The organism is Salipiger sp. 1_MG-2023, from assembly GCF_030547555.1.
In the GTDB taxonomy this organism is placed as follows: domain Bacteria; phylum Pseudomonadota; class Alphaproteobacteria; order Rhodobacterales; family Rhodobacteraceae; genus Salipiger.
The window spans coordinates 52,902-78,338 of sequence record NZ_JAUOQN010000002.1; the positions used below are offsets into that span (position 1 = coordinate 52,902).

Consider the following 25,437-nt stretch of genomic DNA (forward strand, 5'->3'; position numbering starts at 1 on the left):
CAAAAGCGAACCCGGCTTATCTCTGCCGGTCGATCAGCCAGTCCAGCGCCACCGTCGGCAGGATGCGCCGCAGCCGCCCCATCAGATGGGTTGGAAAGGTCACGTAATAGCGCGGCTTGGGATTGGGATGTTCCAGCGCCGTCACCAGTTTCGAGGTCACCGCCGAGGGGTGCAGCTCGAATCTGTCCTTGGCGGGCGGCGCGTAGAGGCGCGGCACCAGCGATGCCTCGTATTGCGCCGCGCGGACAGAGCCGCGCCAGTCGATCCATTTTTCGAAATGCGGCACGGAATTGGCGCGGATTTTTGACGTAATCGGCCCCGGCTCGATCAGGATCACCTTGATCTCGGTGTCGCGCAGTTCAAGGCGCAGCACGTCCGTCAGCCCTTCGAGTGCGAATTTCGACGCCACATAGGCGCCGCGCCAATGCAACGGCATCAGCCCAAGCACCGAGGAGCAGTTGACGATCCGCCCCTGCCCCTGTTTGCGCATCACCGGGATCACCGCCCGCGTCAGCGTGTGCCAGCCAAAGAGATTGGCTTCGAACAGCTCACGCAAGGCCTGCGTCGGCAGATCCTCGACCGCGCCGGGGCAGGCAAAGGCTCCGTTGTTATACAGCGCATCCAGCCTGCCGCCGGTGGCACTCAGCACCTCGTCCAGCGCGGCATGGATGCTCGCCTCGTCGGCATAATCAAGGCGGGGGCTGTCGAACCCATCGGCGCGCAGCCGCGCACAGTCGGCATCCTGACGGCAAGATGCAAACACCCTCCAGCCCCGATCCCGCAGCCCGTGCGCCGCATCATATCCTATCCCCGAAGAACACCCGGTGATCAGAACCGATCTTTCGGCCATGCCCCTGCCCCTTGTTGCGATTGCCTTCCGGCGTAGGGCAGGCCGACAGGCGGCGCAAGCGGATCAGTTCACGGCGTCAAGGAAGCGGTTCGACATCCAGCCGACCCGCGCGCCGTCGACGCTGCGCAGCTTGACCCAGCCATCGATATTTTCCGACACCACCTCGACCACGGCATTGCGGCGCAGCTGGTCGACCACGTGATACGCCGTTCCCGGACCGCTGCGCATGTTCACCACCGAGCCGGTGACCCGGTGCAGATCGCGCATGGGGTCGGGGTTGGCGTCGCTCTTGGTCTCGCGCGCGGCAAGCTTGGCGATCATCGCATCCGACGGACGGGCCAGCGGAATGCGCGCCGCAGACGCCAGCGTCACATCAAGCTTTTGCGCGGCGGGGGCGGCCTTTGCCCTGTCGACGGCGGGCTCTGCCACAGCTTGCCCGGCAGGCACGGCGCGGGCCGAGGCCAGCACCACGCCCGCAGCCGGCGCGGCGACGGTTACCAGCGGCGCAGCGGAGGTATCGGCGCGGGCAACCTCGGGCGAGCGCGCCACGGCGGCGGCCGCGCTGCGATCGGCGTTGAAATCAGCGCCGCCGGACATCTGGTACCAAGCCAGAGCAAGAAAGGCGAAGGTCAGGAAAATAAAGCTTTTCATATCAAAAACCGCCCCCCAGCGGCAGGCAACCAACAAACAGGCCGCCAACCACAGGCAGACGGCAAAACATGGCGGGCATAGTACAGCACACAGGCTTGTGATCAAAGCCGCGTTCGGAAAAATCGTCACGCGCCGGTCTGGATCGCTTGTCCGCCCCGCCGCGCGCTTGTATCACAACCTCTATGAATGACATCGTCGATGACCCCAATATGAACCCCAGGAACGTGGCCGAGCCGCTGCGCCGTGCCATTGGCGAGCGCTACCTGACCTACGCGCTGTCGACGATTATGAACCGGGCGCTTCCAGACGCCCGCGATGGGCTCAAGCCCGTTCATCGCCGTATCCTTTATGCAATGCGCAGGCTTCGGCTTGGTTCCGCCGGTGGCTTCCTGAAATCGGCAAAAATCAGCGGAGACACGATGGGGGACTTCCATCCCCATGGTGACGCGGCGATCTACGACGCTATGGCGCGACTCGCGCAGGATTTCACCATCCGCTATCCGCTGGTCAACGGTCAGGGAAATTTCGGCAATATCGACGGCGACAACCCCGCCGCCTCGCGCTACACCGAAGCGCGCATGACCATCATGGCCGAGGCGCTGCTGGAGGGGCTTGACGAGAACGCCGTCGATTTCCGCCCCAATTACGATGGCCGCCTCGAAGAGCCGATCGTGCTGCCCGCCTCTTACCCGAACCTGCTGGCCAACGGGTCAAGCGGCATCGCGGTGGGCATGGCCACCAACATTCCGCCGCACAATATCGGCGAGCTGATCAACGCCTGCCTGCATCTGATCAAGCATCCCAACGCGGTGGACGATTCGCTGCTGCAGCACGTGCCCGGCCCCGATTTCCCCACCGGCGGCGTCATCGTCGAGCCGCCCGAGAACATCGCGCAGGCCTATAGCACCGGGCGCGGCTCGATCCGGCTACGTGCGCGCTGGTATGTCGAGGATCTGGGCCGTGGCCAGTGGCAGATCGTGGTCACCGAGATTCCCTATCAGGTTCAGAAATCCAAGCTGGTCGAGCGGCTGGCCGAGTTGATCCAGACCCGCAAAGTGCCGATTCTGGGCGATATTCGCGATGAATCCGCCGAAGACATCCGCATGGTGCTGGAACCCAAGACCCGCAACGTCGATCCCGACGTGCTGATGAACATGCTGTTCCGCCATTCGGATCTGGAAATCCGCTTTTCGCTGAACATGAACGTGCTGATCGACGGGCTGACGCCAAAGGTCTGCTCGCTCAAGGAAGTGCTGCGGGCGTTCCTTGATTTCCGGCGCGACGTGCTGTGCCGCCGCTCGCAGCACCGGATGGAAAAGATCGACCACCGGCTCGAAGTGCTCGAAGGGCTGATCATCGCCTTCCTCAATCTCGACCGGGTGATCGACATCATCCGCTACGACGATGACCCAAAGGCGGCGCTGATGCGCGAGGACTGGGCCAAGACCCATGCCCGCGCCATGGACGAGAAAGATTACGTCGCGCCCCGCGCCGACCCGTCGGCCGAGATCGTGCTGAGCGAAGTGCAGACCGAGGCGATCCTCAACATGCGCCTGCGCTCTCTGCGCCGTCTCGAAGAGATGGAGCTGGTGCGCGAGCGCGACGCGCTCAAGGCCGAACGCGAGGGGCTCGAAACGCTGCTCGCCTCGGACGAATTGCAGTGGAAGCGCATCTCGGAACAGCTGCGCGACGTCAGGAAAAGCTTCACCAAGGATTACGCGCGCGGCCAGCGGCTGACCTCGTTCGCCGAGGCGGGCGAGACCGAAGACGTGCCGATCGAGGCCCTGATCGAGCGCGAGCCGATCACCGTGGTCTGTTCGAAAATGGGCTGGATCCGGGCGATGACCGGCCATATCGCGCTGGACCGCGAGCTGAAATTCAAGGACGGCGACGGCCCGCGCTTTACCTTCCACGCCGAAACCACCGACAAGCTGCTGGTGTTCGCGTCGAACGGGCGATTCTACACGATCACCGCGGCCAACTTGCCCGGCGGGCGCGGCATGGGCGAGCCGCTGCGGCTGATGGTCGATCTGCCGAACGAGGCCGAGATCGTCGACATCTTCATCCACCAGCCGGACCGGCGGCTGCTGCTGGCCTCTTCGGCGGGCGATGGATTCGTCGTTTCCGAAAACGAGGTGGTGGCGCAGACCCGCGCCGGCAAGCAGGTCATCAACGTCAAGGCTCCGGCAGTGGCGCGCGTGTGCAAGCCGGTCAACGGCGATGCGGTGGCGGTGGTTGGCGACAATCGCAAGGTGCTGGTGTTCATGCTCGAGGAACTGCCCGAGATGAGCCGCGGCAAGGGCGTTCGGTTGCAGAAATACAAAGACGGAGGGATGTCGGATGCGACGACCTTCAACTTTGCCGTGGGCCTGTCGTGGCGCGACCCTGCCGGGCGCACCCGCACGGAAAGCAACCTTGACGAATGGCTTGCCAAGCGCGCCACTTCGGGGCGCATGGCCCCGCGAGGCTTCCCACGCGACAACACCTTCACCTGACCCCGCCTGACCGGGCGGGGCCGGGCCCGTTTGACCAGCGGCGGCCCCCGCCCGGAAAGGCAGTGCCATGACCGAAGCCCCCCCGGTGCCCGATCACGCCATTGGCGAATACACCGGAGACGGCAAAACGCTGTTCTGGCTCGCCCTGCGCACCTCGCTGCTGACGCTGTTGACCTTGGGCATCTACCGCTTCTGGGCCAAGACCCGCATCCGGCGCTACACGTGGTCGGCAACCCGGCTGGATGGCACCCGGTTCGAATACACCGGCACCGGGCTGGAGAAATTCCTGGGTTTCCTGATGGCGGTGGTGATCCTTGCGGTCTACCTCGGGGTGCTGCAACTGCTGCTGGTCTGGTTCGGCATGACGATCTTTGCCGACCCCGAAACGCCCGAGCAGGCGATGCTTCAGGGGATGGGCCTGTCGGTTTCGGCGCTGGCGGTGACGCCGCTGGTGTTCTTTGCGCAATACCGCGCCCGGCGCTACCGGCTGGCCCGCACCCGCTGGCGTGGCATCCGCTGTGGCATGGACAAGGCCGCATGGGGCTATGCGTTTCGCGCCATGGGCTACTGGGCGCTGACGCTTGTCAGCCTTGGGGCGCTACTACCGCTGATGACCTTCCGGCTGGAAAAATACATGACCGAGCGCAGCTGGTTCGGCGATGCCCGCTTTGAACAGCACGGCAGCTGGACCGGGATGTACCGTCAGATGAAACATCTGCTGATCGGGCTGGCGCTGGTGCTGGGCGGGCTGCTGACCGGATCAATCGGGATGGCGACCGACCAGCCCGCGCTGATCATCGGTTACGCGGCCTTTGCCGTGGGTCTGGTGTGGTTTCCCATCGGCGTGATCTCGTGGCGGGTGCAGAGCTTTGCCTATCTGACCCGCCACAAAACGCTGGGCCGGCGCGTCACATTCGACGCCCAGCCCGAGACAAAGACGGTGATCCTTGCATGGGTGGTTGGCAGCATCGTTCTGGCCGTCGCGCTGTCGGTCGCGACCGGGATCATCGGCGGCACGGTCGCAGCCTTGCTGGCAGGCTCGGGCTTTGCGGTCGAGACAGGCAACGGTGATCACCTGTTCCTGCCGATCGTGCTGGCGGCGCTTGGCTACCTGCTGACGCTGGCGGCAACGCAGGCCGGGGCGCTGGCCGCCATCGTGCAGCCGATCCTGAAACATTACGTCACCACGCTGACACTCCACAACATTTCCGCGCTGGACGAGATCCACCAGCGCGCCGCCGATCCGGGCGCCGATGCCGAAGGCTTTGCCGATGCGCTCGATCTTGGCGGGGCGTTGTGATGCAAGGCGCGGCGCATCTCTATGACGGGCACTCGGCGCGCCGCCACGCGGTGACGGTCAGCTTGGCGCGCCACGATCTTGCGCTGCGGATCGAGGGCAGCACCCTGCCCGCCCCGCTGCTGTGGCCGCTCGCCGACCTGCGCCGCCTGCGGGATCACGCCGACGCCGACCAGCTGGTGCTGACCCGTCATCAGGACAGCAAAGACGAGCAGCCACGCGATGCCGCCCGACTGGTGATCGACGATGCCGCACTGGCGCAGTGGCTGCAGCGCACCCGCCCCGGGCTGGACCGGCGCGACGTAACGCGCGGCACCGCACGGCGCATCGCACTGCGCGGCATGGCGGCGCTTGCGGCGGTGGCGCTGATGCTCTTCGTCATCCTGCCTGCGCTGGCTGGCACCATGGCGCGCCTGCTGCCGATGGAGCGCGAGATCGCATTTGGTCGCAGCGTCAAGGCGCAGATGGAACGGCTTCTCGGCGGCTCCGAGCTGGACGGGCTGGATTGCACCGCCCCCGAAGGCCGCGCTGCGCTGGACGCGATGGTGACGCGCCTGACACAGGGGCAGGATCTGGGCTATCCGCTACAAATCAGCGTGATCGATCACGGCATGGTCAATGCCTTTGCGGTGCCCGGCGGGCAGGTCGTGCTGCTGCGCGGTTTGATCGAGGCGGCCGATTCGCCCGACGGCGTCGCTGCCGTGCTGGCGCATGAGATCGGCCATGTGGTGCACCGCGACCCGACGCGCGAGGCGTTGCGCGCCGCGGGCTCGGTCGGTCTTTTGGGGCTGCTGCTGGGCGATGTGACCGGCGGCGCGGCCATTGCGGGTGTGGCGCAGCGGCTGATCAACGCAAGCTACGGGCAAAATGCCGAAAGCGCCGCCGATGCCTATGCGCTCGACGCGCTGGCGCAGGCCGGGCTGCCGCCCTCGGCCCTTGGCGACATGTTCGAGATGTTCCGCGAGCGCCATGGCGACACCAGCGGGCCGATGGCGCATTTCCTGTCGCATCCGCAGCTGTCATCCCGCATCGACGCCGCCAACGCGGCCGCGCCGGGCGAGGCCCTCGGCCCGGTGCTGGACGCGGCCCAGTGGCAGGCGCTGCGCAGCATCTGCGGCTGAGCCGGGCGCGTCTGCACAAGGATCGCAGGCCCGACAAACCGCGACAAAGGTCGCGCGAGATTGCGACGCGGCGTCCCTTTTACGCTAACATGTCGTATTGGTACTGTTTTACCCGAGCCCGGTTCGTTATCAACCGTCCAAAGATTGTTTCGGGAGTCGCGCCCGCCGCGACGGTTATAGGGAGAAACTCGCCGATGAAGGTGCTCGTACCTGTCAAACGCGTGATCGACTACAACGTAAAGGTCCGCGTCAAGGCGGATGGTTCCGGTGTCGATCTGGCCAACGTCAAGATGTCGATGAACCCCTTCGACGAGATCGCCGTCGAGGAAGCCATCCGCCTCAAGGAGGCCGGCAAGGCGACCGAGGTGATCGCCGTGTCGATCGGCATCGACAAGGCGCAGGAAACGCTGCGCACCGCGCTGGCGATGGGCGCCGACCGGGCGATCCTCGTGGTGGCCGCCGATGACGTTCACAACGATATCGAACCGCTCGCCGTGGCCAAGATCCTTGCCGCCATCGTCAAGGAAGAAGAGCCCGGCCTCGTGATCTGCGGCAAGCAGGCCATCGACAACGATCTGGGCGCCACGGGGCAGATGCTGGCGGCGCTGACCGGCTTTGCGCAGGCGACCAACGCCAACACGCTGGCGGTTGAAGACGGCGCGGCAATTGTCGCCCGCGAGGTCGACGGCGGCTTGCAGACCATCAAGGTCACGCTTCCGGCCATCGTTACCGCCGACCTTCGCCTCAACGAGCCGCGCTATGCCTCGCTGCCCAACATCATGAAGGCAAAGAAAAAGCCGCTGGAGCAGAAGACCGCCGCCGATTACGGCGTCGATGTCTCGCCCCGGCTTGAAATCGTGACCACCGCCGAGCCCGCGGCCCGCGCCGCTGGCATCAAGGTCGGATCGGTCGACGAACTGGTCGGCAAACTCAAAGATGCGGGGGTGATCTGATGTCTGTTCTTCTTCTTGCTGAAATCACCGATGGCGCGCTGTCGATGGATGCAACCGCCAAGACCGTGACGGCCTGTGCGCCTCTGGGCGATGTCACCGTGCTGTGCATCGGCTCGTCGGCCAAGGACGCTGCTGCCGAGGCCGCGACCATCACGGGCGTGGCAAAGGTGCTCTGCGCCGAGGATGCGCTTTACAGCCACCGTCTGGCCGAGCCGGTGTCGGCGCTGATCGTATCGCTGGCAGGCGATTATTCGCATATCGTGGCCCCGGCCACGACCGATGCCAAGAACATCCTTCCGCGCGTCGCCGCGCTGCTGGACGTGATGGTCATCACCGATGCGACCAAAGCCATCGACGCCGACACGTTCGAGCGCCCGGTCTACGCCGGCAACGCCATGCAGACCATCAAATCCAAGGATGCGACCAAGGTTGTGAGCTTCCGCACCTCGACCTTTGACGCGGCAGCCACCGGCGGCGCGGCACCGGTCGAAGACATCGCTGCGGGCGAAAACCCGGCGCTGTCGGAATGGATCGAAGACAAGGTCGCCGCAAGCGATCGCCCCGAGCTGACCTCGGCCAAGATCGTGGTGTCCGGCGGACGCGGCGTTGGCTCTGACGAAAACTTCAAGATCATCGAAGCGCTGGCCGACAAGCTGGGCGCGGCGGTGGGCGCCTCGCGCGCGGCGGTCGATTCGGGCTTTGCGCCGAACGACTGGCAGGTCGGCCAGACCGGCAAGGTCGTGGCGCCGGACCTGTATGTTGCCTGCGGCATCTCGGGTGCGATCCAGCACCTCGCCGGGATGAAGGACAGCAAGGTCATCGTCGCGATCAACAAGGACGAGGAAGCGCCGATCTTTCAGGTCGCCGATTTCGGCCTTGTCGCCGACCTGTTCGCAGCCGTGCCGGAGATGACCGACAAGGTCTGATCCCTGCCGATCACCATACAAGGGCCCGCCACTGCGCGGGCCCTTTCGCGTTTTCAGATGTCTTCCAGCGCCGGGTCGTCCTTGATCTCGACATGCTGGATATCCTCGGCGCCAAGCCCCTTGATCAGCGAGGGGATCATCATGAACACCAGCGCAAAGATTGGCAGCCCGATCACCGTGATCACCTGTTGCAGCGCGTTCAGCCCCGCATCCCCGGCCAGCCAGATCAGCATCCCCGCGATGGTGCCTTCGGCGACGCCCCAATAGACGCGCTGGTGCACCGGGCCGGGGGTTTCCTCGCCGGTGCACAGCATGTCGACCACCAGCGAGGCGCTGTCCGACGAGGTGGCGAAAAAGATCGCCACAATCACCACGGCAAAACCCTGGATCAGGGTCGTGTAGGGGAAATGTTCGAAAAATGCGAACATCGCCAGCGGAACGGATTCAGCCACCGCGCGGCTCAGCTCACCGGCGCTCTCGCCCATAGCGGCGCGAGCGGCCTCCCCGATGCCGTCGATCTGCATCGCCTGCCAGCCGAAGATGGCAAACCAGATCAGCGTGAAGGCCGACGGCGCCAGCAGCACCCCCATGACGAATTCGCGGATCGTCCGCCCGCGTGAAATCCGCGCCACGAACAGACCGATGAAGGGCGACCATGTCACCGTCCACGCCCAGTAGAACACCGTCCAGCTGCCCTGCCAGCCCCAGCCCTCGCCGCTGGGATGGGCATAGGCCAGCATGTCGTTCCAGAACGCCAGCTGCGGCAGGTTGCCGAAATAGATACCCACGGTCTGCACGATGCCGCGCAGCAGGAACAGCGTCGATCCGGTCACCAGCACAAAGACCAGCAGCGCCACGGCCATGCCGATGTTGATGTTCGACAACAGCTTCACCCCGGAATCCATCCCCGCGACGATGGACCCGACCGCAACGCAGGTCAGCACCGCGATGATGCCGATGCGCATCCATGTGGTGTTTTCCATGCCGGTCAGTTCCGACAGGCCCGCCGCAATCTGGCTGGACCCGAGGCCAAGTGAAACCGCAACGCCAAACAGCGTGCCAAGGATCGCCGCCACGTCGATGGCCTTGCCGATCGGTCCGTGAATGCCGTCCTTGAGCAGCGGGTAGAACACCGATGACACCCGCACCGGCAGATCGTAGCGATGAATGAAATAGGCAAAGGCCAGCCCGGGCAGGGTAAAGATCGTCCAGGTGTGCAGGCCAAGGTGATACAGCGCAAAGGCCATCGCGTCCTGCGAGGCTTCGATGCTGTAGGGCACGACCCCCTCGCGCGGTGGCGATGAGAAATGCGAGATCGGCTCGGCGACGCCCCAGAACATCAGCACCGTGCCGATGCCCCCCGCGAACAGCATGGTGAACCATGACAGGTTATCGAAATCGGGCTTGGTGTCGGTGCGCCCGAGGATGATGTGGCCGTGCCGCGAGCAGGCGACCCAGATCAGAAAACCCAGCCAGACGTTGACCCCAAGGATGAAGAACCAGCCAAGGTTCGTCACCACCCAGGCCCGCCCGCTTTCGAAAAAGGCGCCGATGGCCGTGGGGGCGATGATCAGCGCGCCGAGGAACAGAACCATCAGCCCCGAGGCGCTGAAAAAGATCGTTGTGTCGGTGCGCAGACGTAGCGCGCGTGCCAATCCGGTCATGACTGTCCCTGCCTTTTGCAATGCAATTTTGACCCAACGCAGGGTTGCAGAGGATGTTCCCTGCCGAATTCGCCTGTGCAGCGCTGCATGTCGGCTGTGCGGCCCCGTGGATTGCGACAGCCCGGCAGAAGCTTAGGTGTTTGGCAACCTCTCACCCTGCAAGGATTTCCCGACATGGCTTTGAAGCTCAAGATCGTCACCGCCTCCACCCGCCCCGGCCGCATCGGCCCGATCATCAGCAACTGGGTTGCCGAGCAGGCCAGCGCCCATGGCAAGTTCGAGGTCGAGATCCTTGACCTCGAGAGCTTCAGCCTGCCGCTGCTGGACGAGCCGAACCATCCGGCCATGCAGAACTACACGCAGGATCACACCAAGGCCCTGAGCGCCGCCGTCGCCGATGCCGATGCGTTTGTCTTTGTGACGCCGGAATACAACGGCTTCCCGCCCGCCGCCGTGATCAACGCGCTTCAGGCGCTGGTGGTGGAATGGAATCGCAAGGTCGCGGGCGTCGTGTCCTACGGCGGTATTTCGGGCGGGCTGCGTTCGGCGCAGGAACTGCGGATGCTGCTTGCGAATATGGGGATCATGCCGCTCAAGCAGGCGGTGCCGATGCCAATGGTGTTTGGCGATCTCACCAAGGAGGGCACGCTGACCCCCAATGCCGAGGTCGCCAAGGGCACCGTCGGAATGCTCGACGAGCTGCACGTCTGGGCCGGCGCGCTAAAGACCATCCGCTGAGACGCCCGGGGCGGGGCCATCGCGGCCCCGCGCCTTTTCCCCTTAGCTCGACACCTGCTCGCGCAGGATCGACGCGGTCAGCGAGAACATCAGGTAGACCCCCGAAAAGATCAGGAACGCGAGGATGGTGTTCTCGAACTTGCGCGGATAGCTCGGGTCTTCGGAGGCGACCGGCACCACCGAGGTGGTCAGATAGCGCGCCTGACTGTCGGCATCCCGTCGCGCCTGTTCCAGCCGTTCCAGCGCCGTCTGAAGCATCAGGTCGCGGGTCGACAGATCGGCCTCGGCCAGCTTGATCTGCACCGCGATCTCGGCCAGCGAATTTTCCCCGGTTGTTGCCTGCGTCATCTGGTTGTTCAGCGTGGCCAGCAGCGCCTCAAGCCGGCGCACATCGCCACGCGCCCCGTCGACCTTGGCCTGGTTCGGACGCGCGTTGTCGAGCAGCGCCTGAAGCGCAAGCTGCTTTTCCTGAAGCTGGATTTCGATGTTGTTGACCTGCCCGCGCAGCGCGGCAATGCGCCCTTCGGGGTCGATGACGGCGCCGTCCTGCTGCAAGCGCACCAGCTTTTCCTGCGCCTGCGCCCGCGCCGCCTCGGCATCCCTGAGCCCGACCTCGGCATCATCCACCGCGTTCGAACGCTTGCGCATCGACAGGTTGTCGACGCGGGCTTCGGCATAGCCGATCAGCGCACGGCTGAACCGTGCCGCGGTCTCGGGGTCGGCGGCAAGGATCTGCATCTTGATGACACCTTCGGTCGGGTCATAGCCGATCTCGATGTTGCGCTTGTACAGCGCATAGGCCGCCTCGTTCGAGGCACCGGGATCAAGCCGCTGGATCGGGTCGATCCAGTCCTGTTCGAAATGGGTCTTGAAACCTTCGTCCCGGTCGAGCCGCAGCATCGCGTCCTTGGACATCAGGTAGCTTTGCACCGCGATCGCGTCCTGATTGGTGGCAAATTGCGTGCCCGAGAACAGCGAGCCCATCGAACTGGCCGAATTTTCGGCCTTGAGAATAAGGAATTCCGACTTCGTGGCAAACATCGGCGTCGCCATGATATAGAAATAATACCCCGCAAGGATCGTCGGCAGGAACACGAAGAACGCCAGCCGCGTCAGCAGCAGCAGCAGCTTCTTGCGGCGCCGGGCGGCCAGATCCTGCTGGATCTGCATGATCTCGGCGGCGCGCCGCTCCGACGGGCTGGCCATCTGGGTCGAGGGCAGCTGCGCCTTGCCGGTCTCGACCTTCTGCGGCAGCTGCACCTTGCCGCCCGAGGCGGGCGCTTCGGCGGCGGGGCTGTCGGTGCCTTTGTCCGGCACCACGAGTTCCAGCATGTTCGCGCGCTGGAACGGGTCGATGCCGCGGACCCGCAAGAGGCGCACCGCATCGAAATCCGAGGTCGGCGCCATGCCGTGCTTTTGCGCCACGCGCCGCGCCATGCGCAGCTGACGCCCGGTCAGGCCTTCGTTGCGGATCGCGTCCATGTCGGTCTTTGCGTCCCTGGCAGCGTCGGCAGTTGCCGGCTGCGAGCGTGGCGCGGGCTGAACCGGCGGGCGCAGCTCTTCGGCGGCCTGCGCCGGGCTCGGCTGTGTCACCGGCGCTGGCCTGGCTGGCTGCGCAGGCTCTGCCGGGGGCACCGGGGCCGTCGCGTCATTGGTTGCCGCCCCGGGCAAAGCGCCGCCCGCCTGCATCTCGCCGCTGCGGCGGACACGGAATTTCTTAGCCTTGGGTTTCGTAGTCATAGAGTCGCTTCGCCTCTTCCAAGGTTTCAAACATGTGCAGTTTGCCGTCCATCAGGACCGCCGCCTTGCGCGCGAATCGTTCAAGGATCTGTGGCTGGTGCGAGACGATCACGATGGTCGTCGTACGCAGCCGCTCTGCGAGGAGTTCGCCCGCCTTCTTGTTGAACTCGACGTCGGTGGAATTGGGCATCCCCTCGTCGATGAGATAGATGTCGAAATCCAGCGCCAGCATCAGCGCAAAGGTAAAGCGCGAGCGCATGCCGCTGGAATAGGTGCCCAGCGGCTGATCGAAATATTCACCAAGGTTGCAGAGCCAGCGGCAGAAGCTTTCGACGTAATCCGGATCGATACCGTACATCCGGGCGATGAACCGCGAGTTCTCGCGCGCCGAGATCTTCGACACCACCCCGCCCATGAATCCCAGCGGGAAAGACACCCGGCTGGTCGAGCGTATCTCGCCCTCGTCGGGTTTTTCCAGCCCGGCCATCATGCGGATCAGCGTCGACTTGCCGGTACCGTTCGGAGCAAGGATGCCCAGCGACTGGCCAAGTTCCACCCGGAACGACACGCGGTCAAGGATCACCTTGCGCCGCTGCCCTGTCCAGAAGGACTTGCTGACCGTGTCAAACTCAAGCATCCACCGTGCCCCGCACCATACGCCCTCCTCAGCAATACAGAGGGCAGATTAAGCATGTCTTAGGCGTGGAATCTGGTGATATTATGTCCCGATCGGGAAACAAAGAGCAATCGCCGGGGGTGTTATCCGGCGATTGTCTGGTTGTGGGGGCCACAAGATAGCGCGGGCTGCCCCAGCTGTGACCAAGGCGTTAACGCCGACTCAGGCGATGGCGCCCCAAGCAAGACCGGCGGCGAAGGCACCGATCAGGGCAAATCCGAAATAGGCGGCAAACACCCGCGGCTTGACCAGCGCCCAGACCGCGATGGCCGCCGGAATGCAGCTGACGCCGCCCGCCACCACAAAGCTCATCGCCGCACCCGGCGCCATGCCCTGCGCCAGCAGCGCATCGACCAGCGGCACGGCAGCATAGCCGTTCAAATACGCCGGGGCCCCGATCAGCGCGCCCAGCAGGATCGGCCAGACCCCGGTGCCGCCCAGAACGCCCGCGATGGTTTCTGCGGGGATATAGCGCAGCATCACGGCCTCGATCAGATAGGCGAGCAGCAGCCATTTCAGCAGGAAGACAAGGTTGGCCTGCGCCTCGGTGCGGAAGGTCTCGCGCCGCGCCGCATCCTGCCAGAAACGCCATTTCGGCGTACCCTGAAACGGCTTCGTCACGCCGCCACAACAGCTGCTGCCACAGGTCTTTGGCTGCGGCTTCAGCGGATCGGAAAACACCGGGCTGCGTTTCAACGCCATGGCGCCCAGCCCGCCCGCAAGCCCGATCGCCACCGCGGCCAGCGTCTTGGCCAGCGCGAAATCCAGCCCCAGCGTGCCCGCGGTCACCAGAAACATCGCCGGGTCCATCAGCGGCGAGGCCAGCCAGAAGGCCATCACCGCGCTGAGCGGCGCGCCCACCGCCAGCAGCGCGGCGATGAACGGGATGACCTCGCAGGAACAGAACGGCGACAGCCCGCCCAGCATCGCGGCCAACACGATCATCCGGGTTTCGCGCCCCTCGAAAGCCTTGGCCAGCAGGGTTTCCGCCCCGGAGGCCTTGATGGTGGCCACCGCCGCCACCGCAAACAGCACGAAGGGCAGCGTGTGCAACAGCGCCCCCAGCGCGAATTGCGCCGTGGGCAGGGTCTGGGGCGTATCGACCAGAGCGACAGACAGCAGCAGCAGCGCGCTCGCCATCCAGGCCTTGTCGAGTTTCGGCAGCCGTGCCGGGCGCCATGTGTCAGCCATCGTGATGCTCCGGGTGTTCGCTGCAACCCTCACAATCGGCGCAGCATTGAGTGACAAGAAACTCAGACAATGCCTGCACCTCTTCATAGGCGGCGGCGGCGCAGATGATGCTGCGGCCCTGCTTTTCCTGCCGCACGAGGCCGGCATGGGTCAGGATGCGCAGATGATGGGTCAGGGTCGAGCCGGTGACGCCGGTGCGCGCGCCAAGCGCACCAATGCTGATGCCCGAGGGGCCGGAGCGCACCAGCGCCCTGAGCACGCTCAGCCGCTGTTCAGAGCCAAGCGCGGCGAATTTCGACGCAGCGATCTCCAGCGGCATATCTTTGGGGATGGGGGATTCGTATTTCATATTTCTAGCATCATCGAAACATTCCCCACACGCAACGGTTCATTTCGATAATTTTCGAACTGTTCTGGCAATCTCGCGCCACGCGCTTATCTGCCCCTCATGGAACCGTTGCCAGAGCTCGCCGATCATCTCCGCGCCTGCCGCCTGTGTGCGCCGCGCTTTGCCACCACCCGCACCCAGCACGCCCCGCGCCCGGTGGTTTGGTTCGCGCCGGGCGCGCGGCTGCTGATCGCCTCGCAAGCGCCGGGACTGCGGGCGCATCAAAGCCAGAAGCCATTTGACGATGCGTCGGGCATACGCCTGCGTGATTGGCTGGGGCTGGACGAGGCGACCTTCTGGGACCGCTCGAAGGTGGCGATCATACCAATGGCCTTCTGCTTTCCGGGCTATGATGCGGCGGGGTCCGACCTGCCGCCGCCGCCGATCTGCCGCGCCACGTGGCACGACCGGCTGTTCGCCGCATTGGGCGACGTTCAACTGCGGCTTTATATCGGCGGCTATGCCCATCGCTATCATCTTGGCGTGAAAACCGGCGTCACCGAGACGGTGCGCGGCTGGCGCGACCATTTGCCGGGCGCTATCCCCTTGCCTCATCCGTCGTGGCGCAATACCGCATGGCTCAAACGCAACCCGTGGTTCGAGGCCGAGCTTTTGCCGGTGCTGCGATCCCGCGTCCGCGAGGCGATGACATGACTTTGGAAACCCCACTCGACCACGCCCATGCCGCGATGGAGGCCGCCCCGCTGGACGGGGCCGCCCGCCTGCGGTTCTACGAACGGCTTGCCGATGGCGAGCTGTTCGTGCTGCTGGCGAAAGAAGCGACCGGCGACACCGTCGAACCCGAGGTGTTCGAACTGGCCGATGCCTCCTTCGTGCTGGTGTTCGATCGCGAAGAGCGCCTGTCGCAATTCGTCGGGGCCGCCGCGCCCTATGCGGCGCTGTCGGGGCGGGCCTGCGCGTCGATGCTGGCCGGGCAAGGCATCGGCCTTGCGGTCAACCTCGAGGTGGCGCCGTCGTCGATCCTGCTGCCGCCCGAAGCGGTGGACTGGCTGAACGAGACGCTGGGCCACGGCCCCGCCGAAACCCATGGCCAGATCGAAGAGGTCACGCCGCCGGGCGGGCTGCCCGAGTCGCTGATCACCGCGCTGGACACCAAGCTGGCAACGGCGGTGGGGCTTGCCCGCGCCGCATGGCTTGCCGGGGTGCGCTATGAGGATGGCACCCGCAGCCACCTTCTGGCCTTTGCCGGGGCAGTGCCGGGGGCCGAGGATGCGCTGGCCCGCGCCGTTAACGAGGCGCTGGTGTTTTCGGGGATCGAGGCTGGCTCGCTCGACGTGACCTTCGTGCGCGATCACGACCCGCTGGCGGCATCGCTGACCCGCGTCGGGCTGCGCTTCGATCTACCCGAACCGGAAAAGCCTGCGCGGATCGAACCCATCGCGCCCGGGTCCGACCCGGACAGCCCGCCAATCCTGCGCTAGGCCTCAGCCCACCGCGATATTGTCGATCAGCCGCACGCCGCCGATCCATGCGGCGGCGAGCAACCGCGCCGGGCGGTCGAGCCGATCCAGCAGGGCCAGCCCGTCAGCGGCGCGCAGCTCGATGTATTCGACCTTGTCGAACCCGGCCTCCAGCAGCGCCGCTTCGGCAGGCCCGCCCAGCTCGGCCATCGTCCCGCCCTGCGCCAGCGCCTCGGCCATGCCTTGCATGACGTGGCCCAGCGCCGGGGCCTTTCCCCGCGCATAAGCCGGCAGCAAAAGGTTGCGCGACGACAGCGCCAGCCCGTCGGGTTCGCGCACCGTGGGGCAGCCGATCACCTCGACCGGGATATCCAGATCCGCTGCCATCCGCCGCACCACCTGCAATTGCTGGTAATCCTTTTCGCCGAACCACGCCTTGTCGGCGCCGGTCTGAAGGAACAGCTTGGGCACCACTGTGGTCACCCCGTCGAAATGCCCTGGCCGGAACGCCCCGCACAGGATCTCGGTCAGCCCATCCACATGCACCGAGGTCGCAAAGCCATCGGGATAGATCTCTGACGGGCCGGGCACATAGATCACATCGACCCCGAAAGGCGCGAGCTTTTCGGCATCCTGATGTTCGGTGCGCGGGTAGTTTTCCAGATCAGACGGATTGTTGAACTGCCGAGGATTGACAAAGATCGTCACGATCACCCGGTCGGCCCCGGCCCTTGCCGCCTGCGCAAGGCTCAGGTGGCCCTCGTGCAGCGCCCCCATGGTGGGCACCACGCCGATCACCTCTCCGGCGCGTTTCCAAGCGGTGACGCGGGCGCGCAGGGCCGCCTTGTCGCGGATGATCTCGGTCATTTCATCGGCTCCGTATCGGCAAAGACATGCTCTGGCGCGGGAAAGGCGCGGGCGCGCACCTCTGCGGCATAGGTGGCGATGGCGCCTTCGGCCTGATCGCCAAGGCTGGCATAGCGCTTGACGAATTTCGGCTTGAAGGCGGTGAACAGCCCCAGCATGTCGTCGACCACAAGGATCTGCCCGTCACAACCCGCCGACGCGCCGATGCCGATGGTCGGTATGTCTACCGCCTCGGTCACACGGTCGGCCAGCGCGGCGGGCAGCTTTTCCAGCACCACGGCAAAGGCTCCGGCCTCGGCCACGGCGCGGGCATCCGCCAGCAGCGCCTCGCCCGCCGCGCCCCGGCCCTGCACCTTGTAGCCACCCAGCGTGTTGATCGACTGCGGTGTCAGGCCGACATGCGCCATCACCGGAATGCCGCGCCCGGTCAGAAAGGCGATGGTCGGCGCCATCTGGACCCCGCCTTCCAGCTTCACCGCGCCAGCGCCGGTTTCCGCCATGATGCGGGCGGCGTTGCGAAACGCCTGCTCGCGGCTTTCCTCGTAGCTGCCAAAGGGCATGTCGACGACCATCATCGCCCGGCTCAGCCCGCGCTTTACCGCGCGGCCATGCAGGATCATCATCTCGAGCGTGACGCCCAGCGTCGATTCCAGCCCGTGCAGCACCATGCCGACGGAATCCCCTACCAGCACGAAATCGCAATGGGCGTCCATCAGCTGGGCCATCGGCGTGGTATAGGCGGTGAGGCTGACAATCGGCACGCCGCCCTTGCGGGCGCGGATATCGTCCGGCAGCGGCACGCCCTTGTGTGCGGTTGCGCTCATGTGCTCCTCCCTAAGCTGTGGCGCCCTCTATCAGCCCGCGCGATGCCTTTCCAGTGCGACGCGCCTTGCACCTTTGGCGAATTGCGTCACAGTTCGACAATCATCCCAGAACGGAGAGCCGCCGATGTCCCGCCTTGCCCTTGTCGCCGCGCTGCTTGCCGCACAGGCCGCCAGCGCCCAGCAGACCGACATCACCGTCGCCCTGCAACTGGAACCGCCGCATCTTGATCCGACCTCGGCAGCGGCCGGGGCCATCGATTCAGTGCTGTATTCCAACGTCTTCGAAGGGCTGACGAAATTCACCGAAACCGGGGCCATCGCCCCCGGCCTTGCGCAAAGCTGGGACATTTCCGACGACGGCGCGCGCTACACCTTTCACCTCGCCAGCGGCGTGACCTTCCACGACGGCAGCGCGATGGACGCCGAAGACGTCAAGTTCAGCCTTGATCGCGCCCGCGCCGATGACAGCCAGAACGCACAAAAGGCGCTGTTCGCGGGCATCACGTCGGTCGACGTGATCGACCCGCAAACCGTCGAGGTGACGCTGGGCGCGCCTGACGGCAACTTCCTGTTCAACCTCGCTTGGGGGGATGCAGTGATCGTCGCGCCCGAAAGCGTCGATGGCATCAAGCAGACCCCGATCGGCACCGGCCCGTTCAAATTCTCGCGCTGGGTGACGGGCGATCGCATCGAGCTGGCCCGCAACGACGCCTACTGGGGCACCGAGCCGGCGCTGAGCGACGTCACTTTCCGGTTCATCGCCGACCCGACAGCGGCCTTTGCCGCGATGATGGCGCAGGATATCGACGTCTTCGCCGGCTTCCCCGCCCCCGAAAACCTGCCGATGTTCGCCGCCGACCCGCGCTTTCAGGTGCTGTCCGGCACCACCGAGGGCGAGACCATCCTTGCGATGAACAACGCCCAAGCGCCGCTGAACGATGTGCGCGTGCGCGAGGCGGTGGCCCATGCCATCGACCGGCAGGCGATCATCGACGGCGCGATGTTCGGACAGGGCACGCCCATCGGCACCCATTTCGCCCCGCATAACCCCGATTACGTCGATCTGACCGGGCTGTCCGCCTATGACCCCGCGAAATCACGCGAGTTGCTGACCAAGGCGGGCTATTCCGAAGGCTTCACCACCACGCTGAAGCTGCCGCCGCCCTCCTATGCCCGGCGCGGCGGCGAGATCATCGCGGCGCAGCTGCGCGAAGTCGGGATCTCGACCGAGATCGTCAATCTCGAATGGGCGCAATGGCTTGAAGAGGTGTTCAAGGGCAAGGATTTCGGCATGACCATCGTGTCGCACACCGAACCCTTCGACATCGGCATCTATGCGCGGCCCGATTACTACTTCCAGTACGGCAAGCCGGAATTTTCCGAGCTGATGACCACGCTGAGCGCAACATCCGACCCGGCGGCGCGCTCGGCGCTGATCAAGCAGGCTGAAACCATGATCGCCGAGGATTACGTCAACGCCTATCTGTTCCAGCTTGGCTTTGCCACGGTGGCTGATGCGCGGCTGACCGGGCTGTGGACCAACCAGCCGACGCAAGCCACCGACCTTACCGCGGTGCGCTGGACCGAGTGAACGGGATCACCGACAGCGCGACTCCGCCCAGCACCAGCCCGCAGGCGAGCACAAAGCGCAGCGTCAGCGCCTCGCCCAGAAAGGCCATGCCGCCCGCCATGGCGATCACCGGCACGGTCAGCTGGGCGACGGCGGCGGTCGATGACGGGATGCGCGGCAGCACCGCGTACCATATGATGTAGCCAAGCGCCGAGGTCACCGCGCCCGAGAACACCGCCAGCAGCACCGCGCTGGCGGACCAGCTTGCGACCCTGCCGCCGTCGCCACCCATGACAAACAGCCCGATCTGCACAAGGCAGCCCAGCCCTGCAGTCAGCACGAAATTCGCCGCGCTCGACACCATCGGCACCGTCGACAGCTTGCCCGCCAGCGAATAGATACCCCAGCCAAAGCCCGCAACCAGCATGGCCAGCGCGTGCGGCAGGCTGGGGGCCGCGCCGCCGCCCGGCGCCAGCAGCCATACCAACCCGCCAAAGGCCAGCCCCGCCCCGACCCAGCGGCGCGGCGGAATGACCTCACGTGCCATGGCACCAGCCGCGAACATCGTCACCTGCACCATGCCGAACAGCAGCAGCGCCCCCAGCCCGGCAGCCAGCCCATCATAGGCCACTGAAAACCCGTAGATATACAGGAAAAGCCCGGCAACGGCCGCCAGCCGCCCCGGACCGCCCAGCGAAAACCGCCCCTGACGCAGCAGCACCAGAACCGACAGCATCACCGCGCCGGACAGCAGGCGCAGCGTTCCGAAACTGGTGGCGTCGATGCCGCCCCCGGCCAGCGCCGCGCGGTTGAGCAGTGAATTGGCCGCAAACGCCACCATGGTCAGCGCGATCAGTCCGAACAGTTTCATGTATCCTCCGGGCGGCGGCTCAGTCAGGCCGCGCCGTGCTTTCCGCTTTTTTCTTCTGCAAGGCCGCCAGCTTGGCGTTCAACCGGCCGCGCCGCCGCTTCTGATAGGCGCTGATCACCGGCACCGTCAGATAATAAGCAACCAGCGCGGTGATGATCCCCGGCAGGATGCCCCCGATCATGTAGGGGTAGAACACCGTGTGATAAAAGGCGATCAACGCCGTCCAGTCGGTGGGGTTGCCCTGAAGCCAGTTCAACAAGTTGTCCCAAAGATCCTGCCCCGCCATGGTAAAGCGGTGGAGCAGCGATGTGTGATGGGGCTCGTGCCGGTCGATGCCCAGCAGCCAGTAACCGTTGCGCAGCGAGGCGATGCCGATCGGCACATAGGTCAGCGGATTGCCGACAAACGTGCCAAGGAAGGCCGCAAGGAAGTTGCCCCGCAGCAGCCAGGCCAGCCCGCCCGCCACCACGAAATGCAGCCCGTAAAACGGCGTGAAAGTGGTGAAGACCCCGGCAAACACCCCGCGCGCGATCTTTTCCGGGGAATCCGGCAGACGATGCAGCCGGTGCTGCATGTAACGCGCCGCGCGCGTCCAGCCGCCGCGCGGCCAGAACAGCTCGAACACGGCTCGCAAAAAGGGCCGTCTGTCGCGGCGTTTGAACACGCGTCCCGTCCGTTATTCCTGCGGCGGCCCGTGCTGTGGACCGCTGCTCCCCAAGTCGTAATCGCGCCCCGGCAGGGCCGCCCCATCAATGCGCCGACCCTAGCGCCATGACGCGCGAGGGAAAGCCTATTCCGCCGCCGCGGGCGCAACCGCCAGCGCAGTATCGCGCCTGCGGTGCACCGAGGCCACATCGCTTTCCGCCTCGAGCGCCGAGACCACCGAGTGCAGATGTTCGACATCGCGGAATTCGATGTCCATCCGCATTCTGAAGAAATCGGGTTTACGATCCACGAAGGTCAGATCGGAAATGTTGGCCTGACGCTCGCCGATCAGGCTGCACACGCGGCCCAGAACCCCCGCGTCGTTGCCAAGGGTCAGCTCGAGCGTCACATCATAGGCGGCGGGATGGGTGCCTTCCTCCCAGCGCAGATCGACCCAGCGTTCGGGCTGATCTTCCCAAGCGGCAAGGGAATCGCAGTCGATGGCGTGCACGTACACGCCCTTGCCGCGCTGGGTGATGCCGATGATGCGTTCGCCCGGCAGCGGCTGGCAGCAGCGCGCCCGGGTAAAGCCCTGCCCCGGCTCCAGACCGATCACCGCCGATTGCGCGTCGATCTCGTCGCCGCGTGCATCGTCAAGTTCGGGGTAAACCGCGTGCACCACCTCGCGTGAGGTGATCTCGGCGCTGCCAAGCCGCACCAGCAGCTCGTTGCGTCCGCTGATGCGCAGGGTGCGGGCGGCCTTTTCCAGCACCTTGTCGGTGGCCTTCTTGCCAAGATGTTCAAAGGCCGAGCGTGCCAGTTCCGCCCCCAGCCGCATGAACCGCTCGCGCCCGGCTTCGCGCAGGGCGCGGCGGATGGCGGTGCGGGCCTTGCCTGTGGTGGCGATGTCGAGCCATGTCGCCTGCGGGGTCTGGCCCTCGGCGGTGATGATCTCGACCGACTGGCCGTTCTTGAGCCGGGTCCAGAGCGGCACGCGAATGCCATCGACCTTGGCCCCGACGCAGCCCGACCCGATCCGGGTGTGGATCGCATAGGCGTAATCCAGCGGCGTCGCGCCGCGCGGCAGTTTCACCACGTCGCCCTTGGGCGTGAAGCAGAACACCTTGTCGGAATACATCTCGAGCTTGACCGCTTCGAGGAATTCGTCGTGATCCTGTTCGGCGTCGAACTGTTCGGTCAGCGAGGCAATCCAGCGGGCGGGATCGACGGCAAAGGGGTTTTCCGAGCGTTCACCATCGCGGTACGACCAATGCGCCGCGACGCCGGTTTCGGCGACGTCATGCATCTGGCGGGTGCGGATCTGCACCTCGACCCGCTTGCCGTCGCGACCCGACACGGTGGTGTGGATCGACCGGTATCCGTTGGATTTCGGCTGGCTGACGTAATCCTTGAACCGTCCCGGCACCGATTTCCAGCGCTGGTGGATGACCCCCAGCGCACGGTAGCAATCCATTTCGCTGCGGGTGATGACGCGAAAGCCGTAAATATCCGACAGGCGCGAAAACCCGACGCCCTTGTCCTGCATCTTGCGCCAGATCGAATAGGGCTTTTTCGCACGCCCAAACACCTGAGCGTCGATGTCGGCCTTTTCCAACTCGTCGCGCATGTCGCCGGTGATGCGATGGATGACGTCGCCGGTTTCCTTTTGCAGGTTGATGAAGCGGCGGATGATGCTGGCCCGGCCCTCGGGGTTGAGCACGCGGAACGCGAGGTCTTCGAGCTCCTCGCGCATCCATTGCATCCCCATGCGCCCGGCCAGCGGCGCATAGATATCCATCGTCTCGCGCGCCTTCTGGATCTGCTTTTCCGGCCGCATCGCCTTGATGGTGCGCATGTTGTGCAGACGGTCGGCCAGCTTGACCAGAATCACCCGCAGATCCTTGGACATCGCCATGAACAGCTTGCGAAAGTTCTCGGCCTGCTTGGTTTCCGAGCTGGAGAGCTGAAGATTGGTCAGCTTGGTGACACCATCCACAAGATCGGCCACATCCGCGCCGAACCGGTCGGTGATGTCCTTGTACGAGGCGCGCGTGTCCTCGATCGTGTCATGCAGAAGGGCGGTGATGATGGTCGCATCGTCAAGCTGCTGCTCGGTCAGAATGGCGGCAACAGCGACGGGATGGCTGAAATACGGCTCGCCCGAGTGGCGCATCTGCCCATCGTGCATCGCGCGGCCAAAGTCATAGGCCGCGCGGATCAGCGCTTCGTTCGTCTTGGGATTGTAGTTGCGGACCAGCGCAACGAGGTCTTCCGCCGCGATCATGGGCGTTCATCCTTGCAACGGCCCGCCGGGGCCTCAGCTTTCCCCTTGCGCTTCCATCAGAGCGCGAAGCAGCTTTTCCTCGGACATGTCGTCTTCGGCGGGCTTGTCCTGCTCAGCACCCATAAGAAGCGCCATGCTGTCGTCTTCGGGTTCGTCGACTTCGATCTGGGTCTGGTGCGACTCGATCAGCCGCTCGCGCAGCTCGTCAGCCGACTGGGTTTCCTCGGCGATCTCGCGCAGCGAGACGACGGGGTTCTTGTCGTTGTCGCGGTCGACCGTGATCGCGCTGCCAGCGGCGATCTCACGCGCACGGTGCGCGGCGAGCATCACCAGCTCGAAGCGGTTCGGAACCTTGTCGACGCAATCTTCTACCGTCACGCGGGCCATATGCGTATCACCTATCCGGTTAGCCGTAAGAAAGGGCACGTCTAACGCGCCCCTGCCCGGAAGACAAGCGCGATTCGCTCAAATGGGCTTGACTTCGGCGCGCGCCTCGGCAGGCAAGGCGTCGTGCATCTGCCGCACGGTCTGGCCGCTGACCGGGTGGCACCAATCCGGCGCGACATCCAGAAGCGGCACAAGCACGAAGCCGCGATCCTGAAGCCGTGGATGGGGCAGAATCAATTGCTCTGGCGCCAGCCTGCCCTGCGCCTCGGGCGACAGATCCCGCCATTGCTGGTAATACTTTAGTGAGGGCAGAACTTTTCCGCCTATTGCCAGCAGGTCCAGATCAAGGCTTCGCGCCCCCCAGCGACGGTCTCTTTTGCGATCATGCTCGGCCTCGATCTGGTGCAGCGCGGCAAGCACTGCCTCGGGAGAGGGAACAGCTGTCAAGTGCGCACAGGCGTTCACATAATCGGGCCCCGCCCCCGCCGGAAAGCACGGAGTCTCATAGAATTTGCTGACCGCGCGCACCGCAAGACCAAGCTCGGGCAGACGCGAGAGGGCGCTGCTCAAAGTTTCAACCGGACCACCATAAGGAGAGTCCATATTCGCCCCTAAGGCGATCAAGATTTCTTGTCCGACAGGCATGTGTGGACTATCCTTATGAGCAGGCTTCGTGGGTTGAAGCGCCTTTTCGAAAACCATAATATTCCAGGTTCGGCCTCGCGGCGCAGTACCCTCACACTCACGGACCATTTTCGCGCGGCCAATTGCTGAAAGGACATTTAATGTTTTACAAGGACGAACGGCTGGCGCTGTTCATAGACGGATCGAACCTTTACGCGGCCGCAAAGGCGCTTGGGTTCGACATAGACTACAAGCTCTTGAGGCAGGAGTTTGTACGTCGAGGCAAGATGGTGCGTGCCTTCTACTATACCGCACTGCTTGAAAACGATGAGTATTCGCCAATCCGCCCGCTGGTGGACTGGCTGCATTACAATGGCTTCACAATGGTGACGAAGCCGGCCAAAGAGTACACCGACAGTCAAGGGCGCCGCAAGGTCAAGGGCAACATGGACATCGAACTTACGGTCGATGCCATGGAACTTGCCCCGCGCGTCGACCATATCGTGCTGTTCTCGGGCGATGGCGATTTCCGCCCGCTGGTGGAATCGCTTCAGCGTCAGGGCGTCCGGGTATCGGTGGTCTCGACCATCCGCAGCCAGCCGCCGATGATCGCCGACGAGCTGCGTCGCCAAGCCGACAATTTCATCGAGCTTGACGAATTGCGCGAAGTCATCGGTCGCCCGCCGCGCGAGCAGACCGCCGAGCGCAACTTCGAGGTTGCCGCGCCGCGCAACGCGTGACCACCTGCAAGGCGAGGGTTCGAATGGGGATGAGAGCCCTCGCCCATGCTGGGTGAAATCGCCGCACTTGGCGGCCTGTTCCTTGCCGCCTTCGGGGCGGCAACGATCCTTCCGTTCCAGTCCGAGGTCGTGTTTGTCGGCCTGCAATTGGGCAATGCGGCGCCAGTGCTGCTGATCGTTCTGGTGGCCAGCATCGGCAATGTGCTGGGCGCAGTGGTAAATTATTACCTTGGGCTCTGGCTGGAACATTTCCGCCATCGGCGCTGGTTTCCGATCACCGAAGCGCAGCTGGAAAAGGCGCAGCGGATTTACGCCCGCTGGGGCGTCTGGACCCTGCTGATGAGTTGGGCGCCATTGGGCGATGCCTTCACCGTTCTGGCCGGGGTGATGCGCACCAACCTCGTGCTGTTTACGCTGCTGGTCACCCTCGCCAAGACCGGACGCTACATCGCGCTGGCCTGGATCACCGCCGCCGCATCCGGGGGATGATCCGCAAGGGTCCGCTTTTGAGATC

At 64.8% G+C, this 25,437-nt stretch carries 25 protein-coding genes; 11 read left to right on the forward strand and 14 right to left on the reverse strand.

Going from position 1 to position 25,437, the window contains the following annotated elements:
* Window positions 1-16: 16 nt before the first annotated feature.
* Together Q4543_RS01540 and Q4543_RS01545 are read right to left on the reverse strand one after the other, a co-directional pair.
* On the reverse strand, window positions 17-850 hold the full coding sequence (locus Q4543_RS01540; protein ID WP_303435932.1) for an SDR family NAD(P)-dependent oxidoreductase: 834 nt from the start codon (window positions 848-850) through the stop codon (window positions 17-19).
* A gap of 63 nt (window positions 851-913) precedes the next feature.
* Complete coding sequence (locus Q4543_RS01545; RefSeq protein WP_303435933.1) at window positions 914-1,501, reverse strand: SH3 domain-containing protein; 588 nt, start codon at window positions 1,499-1,501, stop codon at window positions 914-916.
* Window positions 1,502-1,683: 182 nt separating this feature from the next.
* Between Q4543_RS01545 and Q4543_RS01550 the strand changes: the two genes are divergently transcribed.
* From Q4543_RS01550 to Q4543_RS01570, 5 genes are all read left to right on the forward strand, one after another.
* A complete protein-coding gene (locus Q4543_RS01550) occupies window positions 1,684-3,996 on the forward strand; it encodes a DNA topoisomerase IV subunit A (protein WP_303435935.1) in 2,313 nt (770 codons plus the stop codon).
* A 67-nt stretch (window positions 3,997-4,063) separates the two neighbouring features.
* The gene (locus Q4543_RS01555) at window positions 4,064-5,296 is read left to right on the forward strand and encodes a DUF898 family protein (protein ID WP_303435936.1); all 1,233 of its coding nucleotides are present in this window, start codon (window positions 4,064-4,066) and stop codon (window positions 5,294-5,296) included.
* Window positions 5,296-6,414, forward strand: a complete 1,119-nt coding sequence (locus tag Q4543_RS01560; RefSeq protein ID WP_303435937.1) for a M48 family metallopeptidase — start codon at window positions 5,296-5,298, stop codon at window positions 6,412-6,414. The genes Q4543_RS01555 and Q4543_RS01560 overlap by 1 nt, the downstream gene beginning before the upstream one ends.
* A gap of 194 nt (window positions 6,415-6,608) precedes the next feature.
* The gene (locus tag Q4543_RS01565; protein WP_303435938.1) at window positions 6,609-7,367 is read left to right on the forward strand and encodes an electron transfer flavoprotein subunit beta/FixA family protein; all 759 of its coding nucleotides are present in this window, start codon (window positions 6,609-6,611) and stop codon (window positions 7,365-7,367) included.
* Window positions 7,367-8,293, forward strand: a complete 927-nt coding sequence (locus Q4543_RS01570) for an electron transfer flavoprotein subunit alpha/FixB family protein (RefSeq protein WP_216002271.1) — start codon at window positions 7,367-7,369, stop codon at window positions 8,291-8,293. The genes Q4543_RS01565 and Q4543_RS01570 overlap by 1 nt, the downstream gene beginning before the upstream one ends.
* A gap of 53 nt (window positions 8,294-8,346) precedes the next feature.
* Here the strand turns inward: Q4543_RS01570 and Q4543_RS01575 are convergent, their stop codons facing one another.
* Complete coding sequence (locus tag Q4543_RS01575) at window positions 8,347-9,957, reverse strand: BCCT family transporter (RefSeq protein ID WP_303435940.1); 1,611 nt, start codon at window positions 9,955-9,957, stop codon at window positions 8,347-8,349.
* Window positions 9,958-10,131: 174 nt separating this feature from the next.
* Here Q4543_RS01575 and Q4543_RS01580 point away from each other — a divergent pair, with 174 nt between their 5' ends.
* Window positions 10,132-10,695: an NADPH-dependent FMN reductase gene (locus tag Q4543_RS01580; RefSeq protein ID WP_303435941.1), complete on the forward strand. Its 564-nt coding sequence runs from the start codon at window positions 10,132-10,134 to the stop codon at window positions 10,693-10,695.
* A gap of 42 nt (window positions 10,696-10,737) precedes the next feature.
* On the opposite strand, the gene Q4543_RS01585 is transcribed toward Q4543_RS01580, so the two are convergent.
* From Q4543_RS01585 to Q4543_RS01600, 4 genes are all read right to left on the reverse strand, one after another.
* Window positions 10,738-12,435, reverse strand: a complete 1,698-nt coding sequence (locus Q4543_RS01585) for a capsule biosynthesis protein (protein ID WP_303435942.1) — start codon at window positions 12,433-12,435, stop codon at window positions 10,738-10,740.
* Window positions 12,413-13,072 carry an ABC transporter ATP-binding protein gene (locus Q4543_RS01590; protein ID WP_216002267.1) on the reverse strand — a complete coding sequence of 220 codons (660 nt, stop codon included), beginning with the start codon at window positions 13,070-13,072 and terminating at the stop codon, window positions 12,413-12,415. The genes Q4543_RS01585 and Q4543_RS01590 overlap by 23 nt, the downstream gene beginning before the upstream one ends.
* 201 nt (window positions 13,073-13,273) lie before the next feature.
* Window positions 13,274-14,302 carry a permease gene (locus Q4543_RS01595; protein ID WP_303435944.1) on the reverse strand — a complete coding sequence of 343 codons (1,029 nt, stop codon included), beginning with the start codon at window positions 14,300-14,302 and terminating at the stop codon, window positions 13,274-13,276.
* A complete protein-coding gene (locus Q4543_RS01600; protein ID WP_303435945.1) occupies window positions 14,295-14,651 on the reverse strand; it encodes a helix-turn-helix transcriptional regulator in 357 nt (118 codons plus the stop codon). Before Q4543_RS01600 ends, Q4543_RS01595 begins: the two co-directional genes overlap by 8 nt.
* 99 nt (window positions 14,652-14,750) lie before the next feature.
* On the opposite strand from Q4543_RS01600, the gene Q4543_RS01605 reads away from it, so the two are divergent.
* Window positions 14,751-15,344: a uracil-DNA glycosylase family protein gene (locus Q4543_RS01605; RefSeq protein WP_216002264.1), complete on the forward strand. Its 594-nt coding sequence runs from the start codon at window positions 14,751-14,753 to the stop codon at window positions 15,342-15,344.
* On the forward strand, window positions 15,341-16,132 hold the full coding sequence (locus Q4543_RS01610) for an SseB family protein (protein WP_216002263.1): 792 nt from the start codon (window positions 15,341-15,343) through the stop codon (window positions 16,130-16,132). The genes Q4543_RS01605 and Q4543_RS01610 overlap by 4 nt, the downstream gene beginning before the upstream one ends.
* A gap of 3 nt (window positions 16,133-16,135) precedes the next feature.
* On the opposite strand, the gene panC is transcribed toward Q4543_RS01610, so the two are convergent.
* Both panC and panB read right to left on the reverse strand, forming a co-directional pair.
* Entirely contained in the window at window positions 16,136-16,978 is an 843-nt protein-coding gene (gene panC / locus Q4543_RS01615; protein ID WP_303435946.1) for a pantoate--beta-alanine ligase, read from the reverse strand.
* Entirely contained in the window at window positions 16,975-17,802 is an 828-nt protein-coding gene (gene panB / locus Q4543_RS01620; RefSeq protein WP_303435948.1) for a 3-methyl-2-oxobutanoate hydroxymethyltransferase, read from the reverse strand. Before panB ends, panC begins: the two co-directional genes overlap by 4 nt.
* 124 nt (window positions 17,803-17,926) lie before the next feature.
* Here panB and Q4543_RS01625 point away from each other — a divergent pair, with 124 nt between their 5' ends.
* A complete protein-coding gene (locus Q4543_RS01625; protein WP_303435950.1) occupies window positions 17,927-19,393 on the forward strand; it encodes an ABC transporter substrate-binding protein in 1,467 nt (488 codons plus the stop codon).
* Here Q4543_RS01625 and Q4543_RS01630 read toward each other — a convergent pair.
* From Q4543_RS01630 to folK, 5 genes are all read right to left on the reverse strand, one after another.
* Window positions 19,368-20,243, reverse strand: a complete 876-nt coding sequence (locus Q4543_RS01630) for a DMT family transporter (protein ID WP_303435952.1) — start codon at window positions 20,241-20,243, stop codon at window positions 19,368-19,370. The two genes, Q4543_RS01625 and Q4543_RS01630, sit on opposite strands and share 26 nt — an antisense overlap.
* Before the next feature lie 19 nt (window positions 20,244-20,262).
* Entirely contained in the window at window positions 20,263-20,907 is a 645-nt protein-coding gene (locus Q4543_RS01635) for a DUF2062 domain-containing protein (protein ID WP_303435954.1), read from the reverse strand.
* A 126-nt stretch (window positions 20,908-21,033) separates the two neighbouring features.
* On the reverse strand, window positions 21,034-23,172 hold the full coding sequence (locus tag Q4543_RS01640; protein WP_303435956.1) for a bifunctional (p)ppGpp synthetase/guanosine-3',5'-bis(diphosphate) 3'-pyrophosphohydrolase: 2,139 nt from the start codon (window positions 23,170-23,172) through the stop codon (window positions 21,034-21,036).
* Window positions 23,173-23,205: 33 nt separating this feature from the next.
* A complete protein-coding gene (gene rpoZ, locus Q4543_RS01645; RefSeq protein ID WP_216002256.1) occupies window positions 23,206-23,559 on the reverse strand; it encodes a DNA-directed RNA polymerase subunit omega in 354 nt (117 codons plus the stop codon).
* A gap of 78 nt (window positions 23,560-23,637) precedes the next feature.
* The gene (folK, locus tag Q4543_RS01650; protein WP_368502143.1) at window positions 23,638-24,261 is read right to left on the reverse strand and encodes a 2-amino-4-hydroxy-6-hydroxymethyldihydropteridine diphosphokinase; all 624 of its coding nucleotides are present in this window, start codon (window positions 24,259-24,261) and stop codon (window positions 23,638-23,640) included.
* 83 nt (window positions 24,262-24,344) lie between these two features.
* Here folK and Q4543_RS01655 point away from each other — a divergent pair, with 83 nt between their 5' ends.
* Together Q4543_RS01655 and Q4543_RS01660 are read left to right on the forward strand one after the other, a co-directional pair.
* Window positions 24,345-24,923, forward strand: coding sequence for an NYN domain-containing protein (locus Q4543_RS01655; protein ID WP_216002255.1), 579 nt, complete (start codon window positions 24,345-24,347; stop codon window positions 24,921-24,923).
* Window positions 24,924-24,968: 45 nt separating this feature from the next.
* Window positions 24,969-25,412, forward strand: a complete 444-nt coding sequence (locus Q4543_RS01660; protein WP_303435961.1) for a YqaA family protein — start codon at window positions 24,969-24,971, stop codon at window positions 25,410-25,412.
* Window positions 25,413-25,437: the final 25 nt, after the last annotated feature.

Bases quoted from the DNA above. Each gene is read 5' to 3' on its own strand.
- Q4543_RS01540 (WP_303435932.1), bottom strand. From the start codon at position 850: ATGGCCGAAAGATCGGTTCTGATCACCGGGTGTTCTTCGGGGATAGGA.
- Q4543_RS01545 (WP_303435933.1), bottom strand. From the start codon at position 1,501: ATGAAAAGCTTTATTTTCCTGACCTTCGCCTTTCTTGCTCTGGCTTGG.
- Q4543_RS01550 (WP_303435935.1), top strand. From the start codon at position 1,684: ATGAATGACATCGTCGATGACCCCAATATGAACCCCAGGAACGTGGCC.
- Q4543_RS01555 (WP_303435936.1), top strand. From the start codon at position 4,064: ATGACCGAAGCCCCCCCGGTGCCCGATCACGCCATTGGCGAATACACC.
- Q4543_RS01560 (WP_303435937.1), top strand. From the start codon at position 5,296: ATGCAAGGCGCGGCGCATCTCTATGACGGGCACTCGGCGCGCCGCCAC.
- Q4543_RS01565 (WP_303435938.1), top strand. From the start codon at position 6,609: ATGAAGGTGCTCGTACCTGTCAAACGCGTGATCGACTACAACGTAAAG.
- Q4543_RS01570 (WP_216002271.1), top strand. From the start codon at position 7,367: ATGTCTGTTCTTCTTCTTGCTGAAATCACCGATGGCGCGCTGTCGATG.
- Q4543_RS01575 (WP_303435940.1), bottom strand. From the start codon at position 9,957: ATGACCGGATTGGCACGCGCGCTACGTCTGCGCACCGACACAACGATC.
- Q4543_RS01580 (WP_303435941.1), top strand. From the start codon at position 10,132: ATGGCTTTGAAGCTCAAGATCGTCACCGCCTCCACCCGCCCCGGCCGC.
- Q4543_RS01585 (WP_303435942.1), bottom strand. From the start codon at position 12,435: ATGACTACGAAACCCAAGGCTAAGAAATTCCGTGTCCGCCGCAGCGGC.
- Q4543_RS01590 (WP_216002267.1), bottom strand. From the start codon at position 13,072: ATGCTTGAGTTTGACACGGTCAGCAAGTCCTTCTGGACAGGGCAGCGG.
- Q4543_RS01595 (WP_303435944.1), bottom strand. From the start codon at position 14,302: ATGGCTGACACATGGCGCCCGGCACGGCTGCCGAAACTCGACAAGGCC.
- Q4543_RS01600 (WP_303435945.1), bottom strand. From the start codon at position 14,651: ATGAAATACGAATCCCCCATCCCCAAAGATATGCCGCTGGAGATCGCT.
- Q4543_RS01605 (WP_216002264.1), top strand. From the start codon at position 14,751: ATGGAACCGTTGCCAGAGCTCGCCGATCATCTCCGCGCCTGCCGCCTG.
- Q4543_RS01610 (WP_216002263.1), top strand. From the start codon at position 15,341: ATGACTTTGGAAACCCCACTCGACCACGCCCATGCCGCGATGGAGGCC.
- panC (WP_303435946.1), bottom strand. From the start codon at position 16,978: ATGACCGAGATCATCCGCGACAAGGCGGCCCTGCGCGCCCGCGTCACC.
- panB (WP_303435948.1), bottom strand. From the start codon at position 17,802: ATGAGCGCAACCGCACACAAGGGCGTGCCGCTGCCGGACGATATCCGC.
- Q4543_RS01625 (WP_303435950.1), top strand. From the start codon at position 17,927: ATGTCCCGCCTTGCCCTTGTCGCCGCGCTGCTTGCCGCACAGGCCGCC.
- Q4543_RS01630 (WP_303435952.1), bottom strand. From the start codon at position 20,243: ATGAAACTGTTCGGACTGATCGCGCTGACCATGGTGGCGTTTGCGGCC.
- Q4543_RS01640 (WP_303435956.1), bottom strand. From the start codon at position 23,172: ATGATCGCGGCGGAAGACCTCGTTGCGCTGGTCCGCAACTACAATCCC.
- rpoZ (WP_216002256.1), bottom strand. From the start codon at position 23,559: ATGGCCCGCGTGACGGTAGAAGATTGCGTCGACAAGGTTCCGAACCGC.
- folK (WP_368502143.1), bottom strand. From the start codon at position 24,261: ATGGTTTTCGAAAAGGCGCTTCAACCCACGAAGCCTGCTCATAAGGAT.
- Q4543_RS01655 (WP_216002255.1), top strand. From the start codon at position 24,345: ATGTTTTACAAGGACGAACGGCTGGCGCTGTTCATAGACGGATCGAAC.
- Q4543_RS01660 (WP_303435961.1), top strand. From the start codon at position 24,969: ATGCTGGGTGAAATCGCCGCACTTGGCGGCCTGTTCCTTGCCGCCTTC.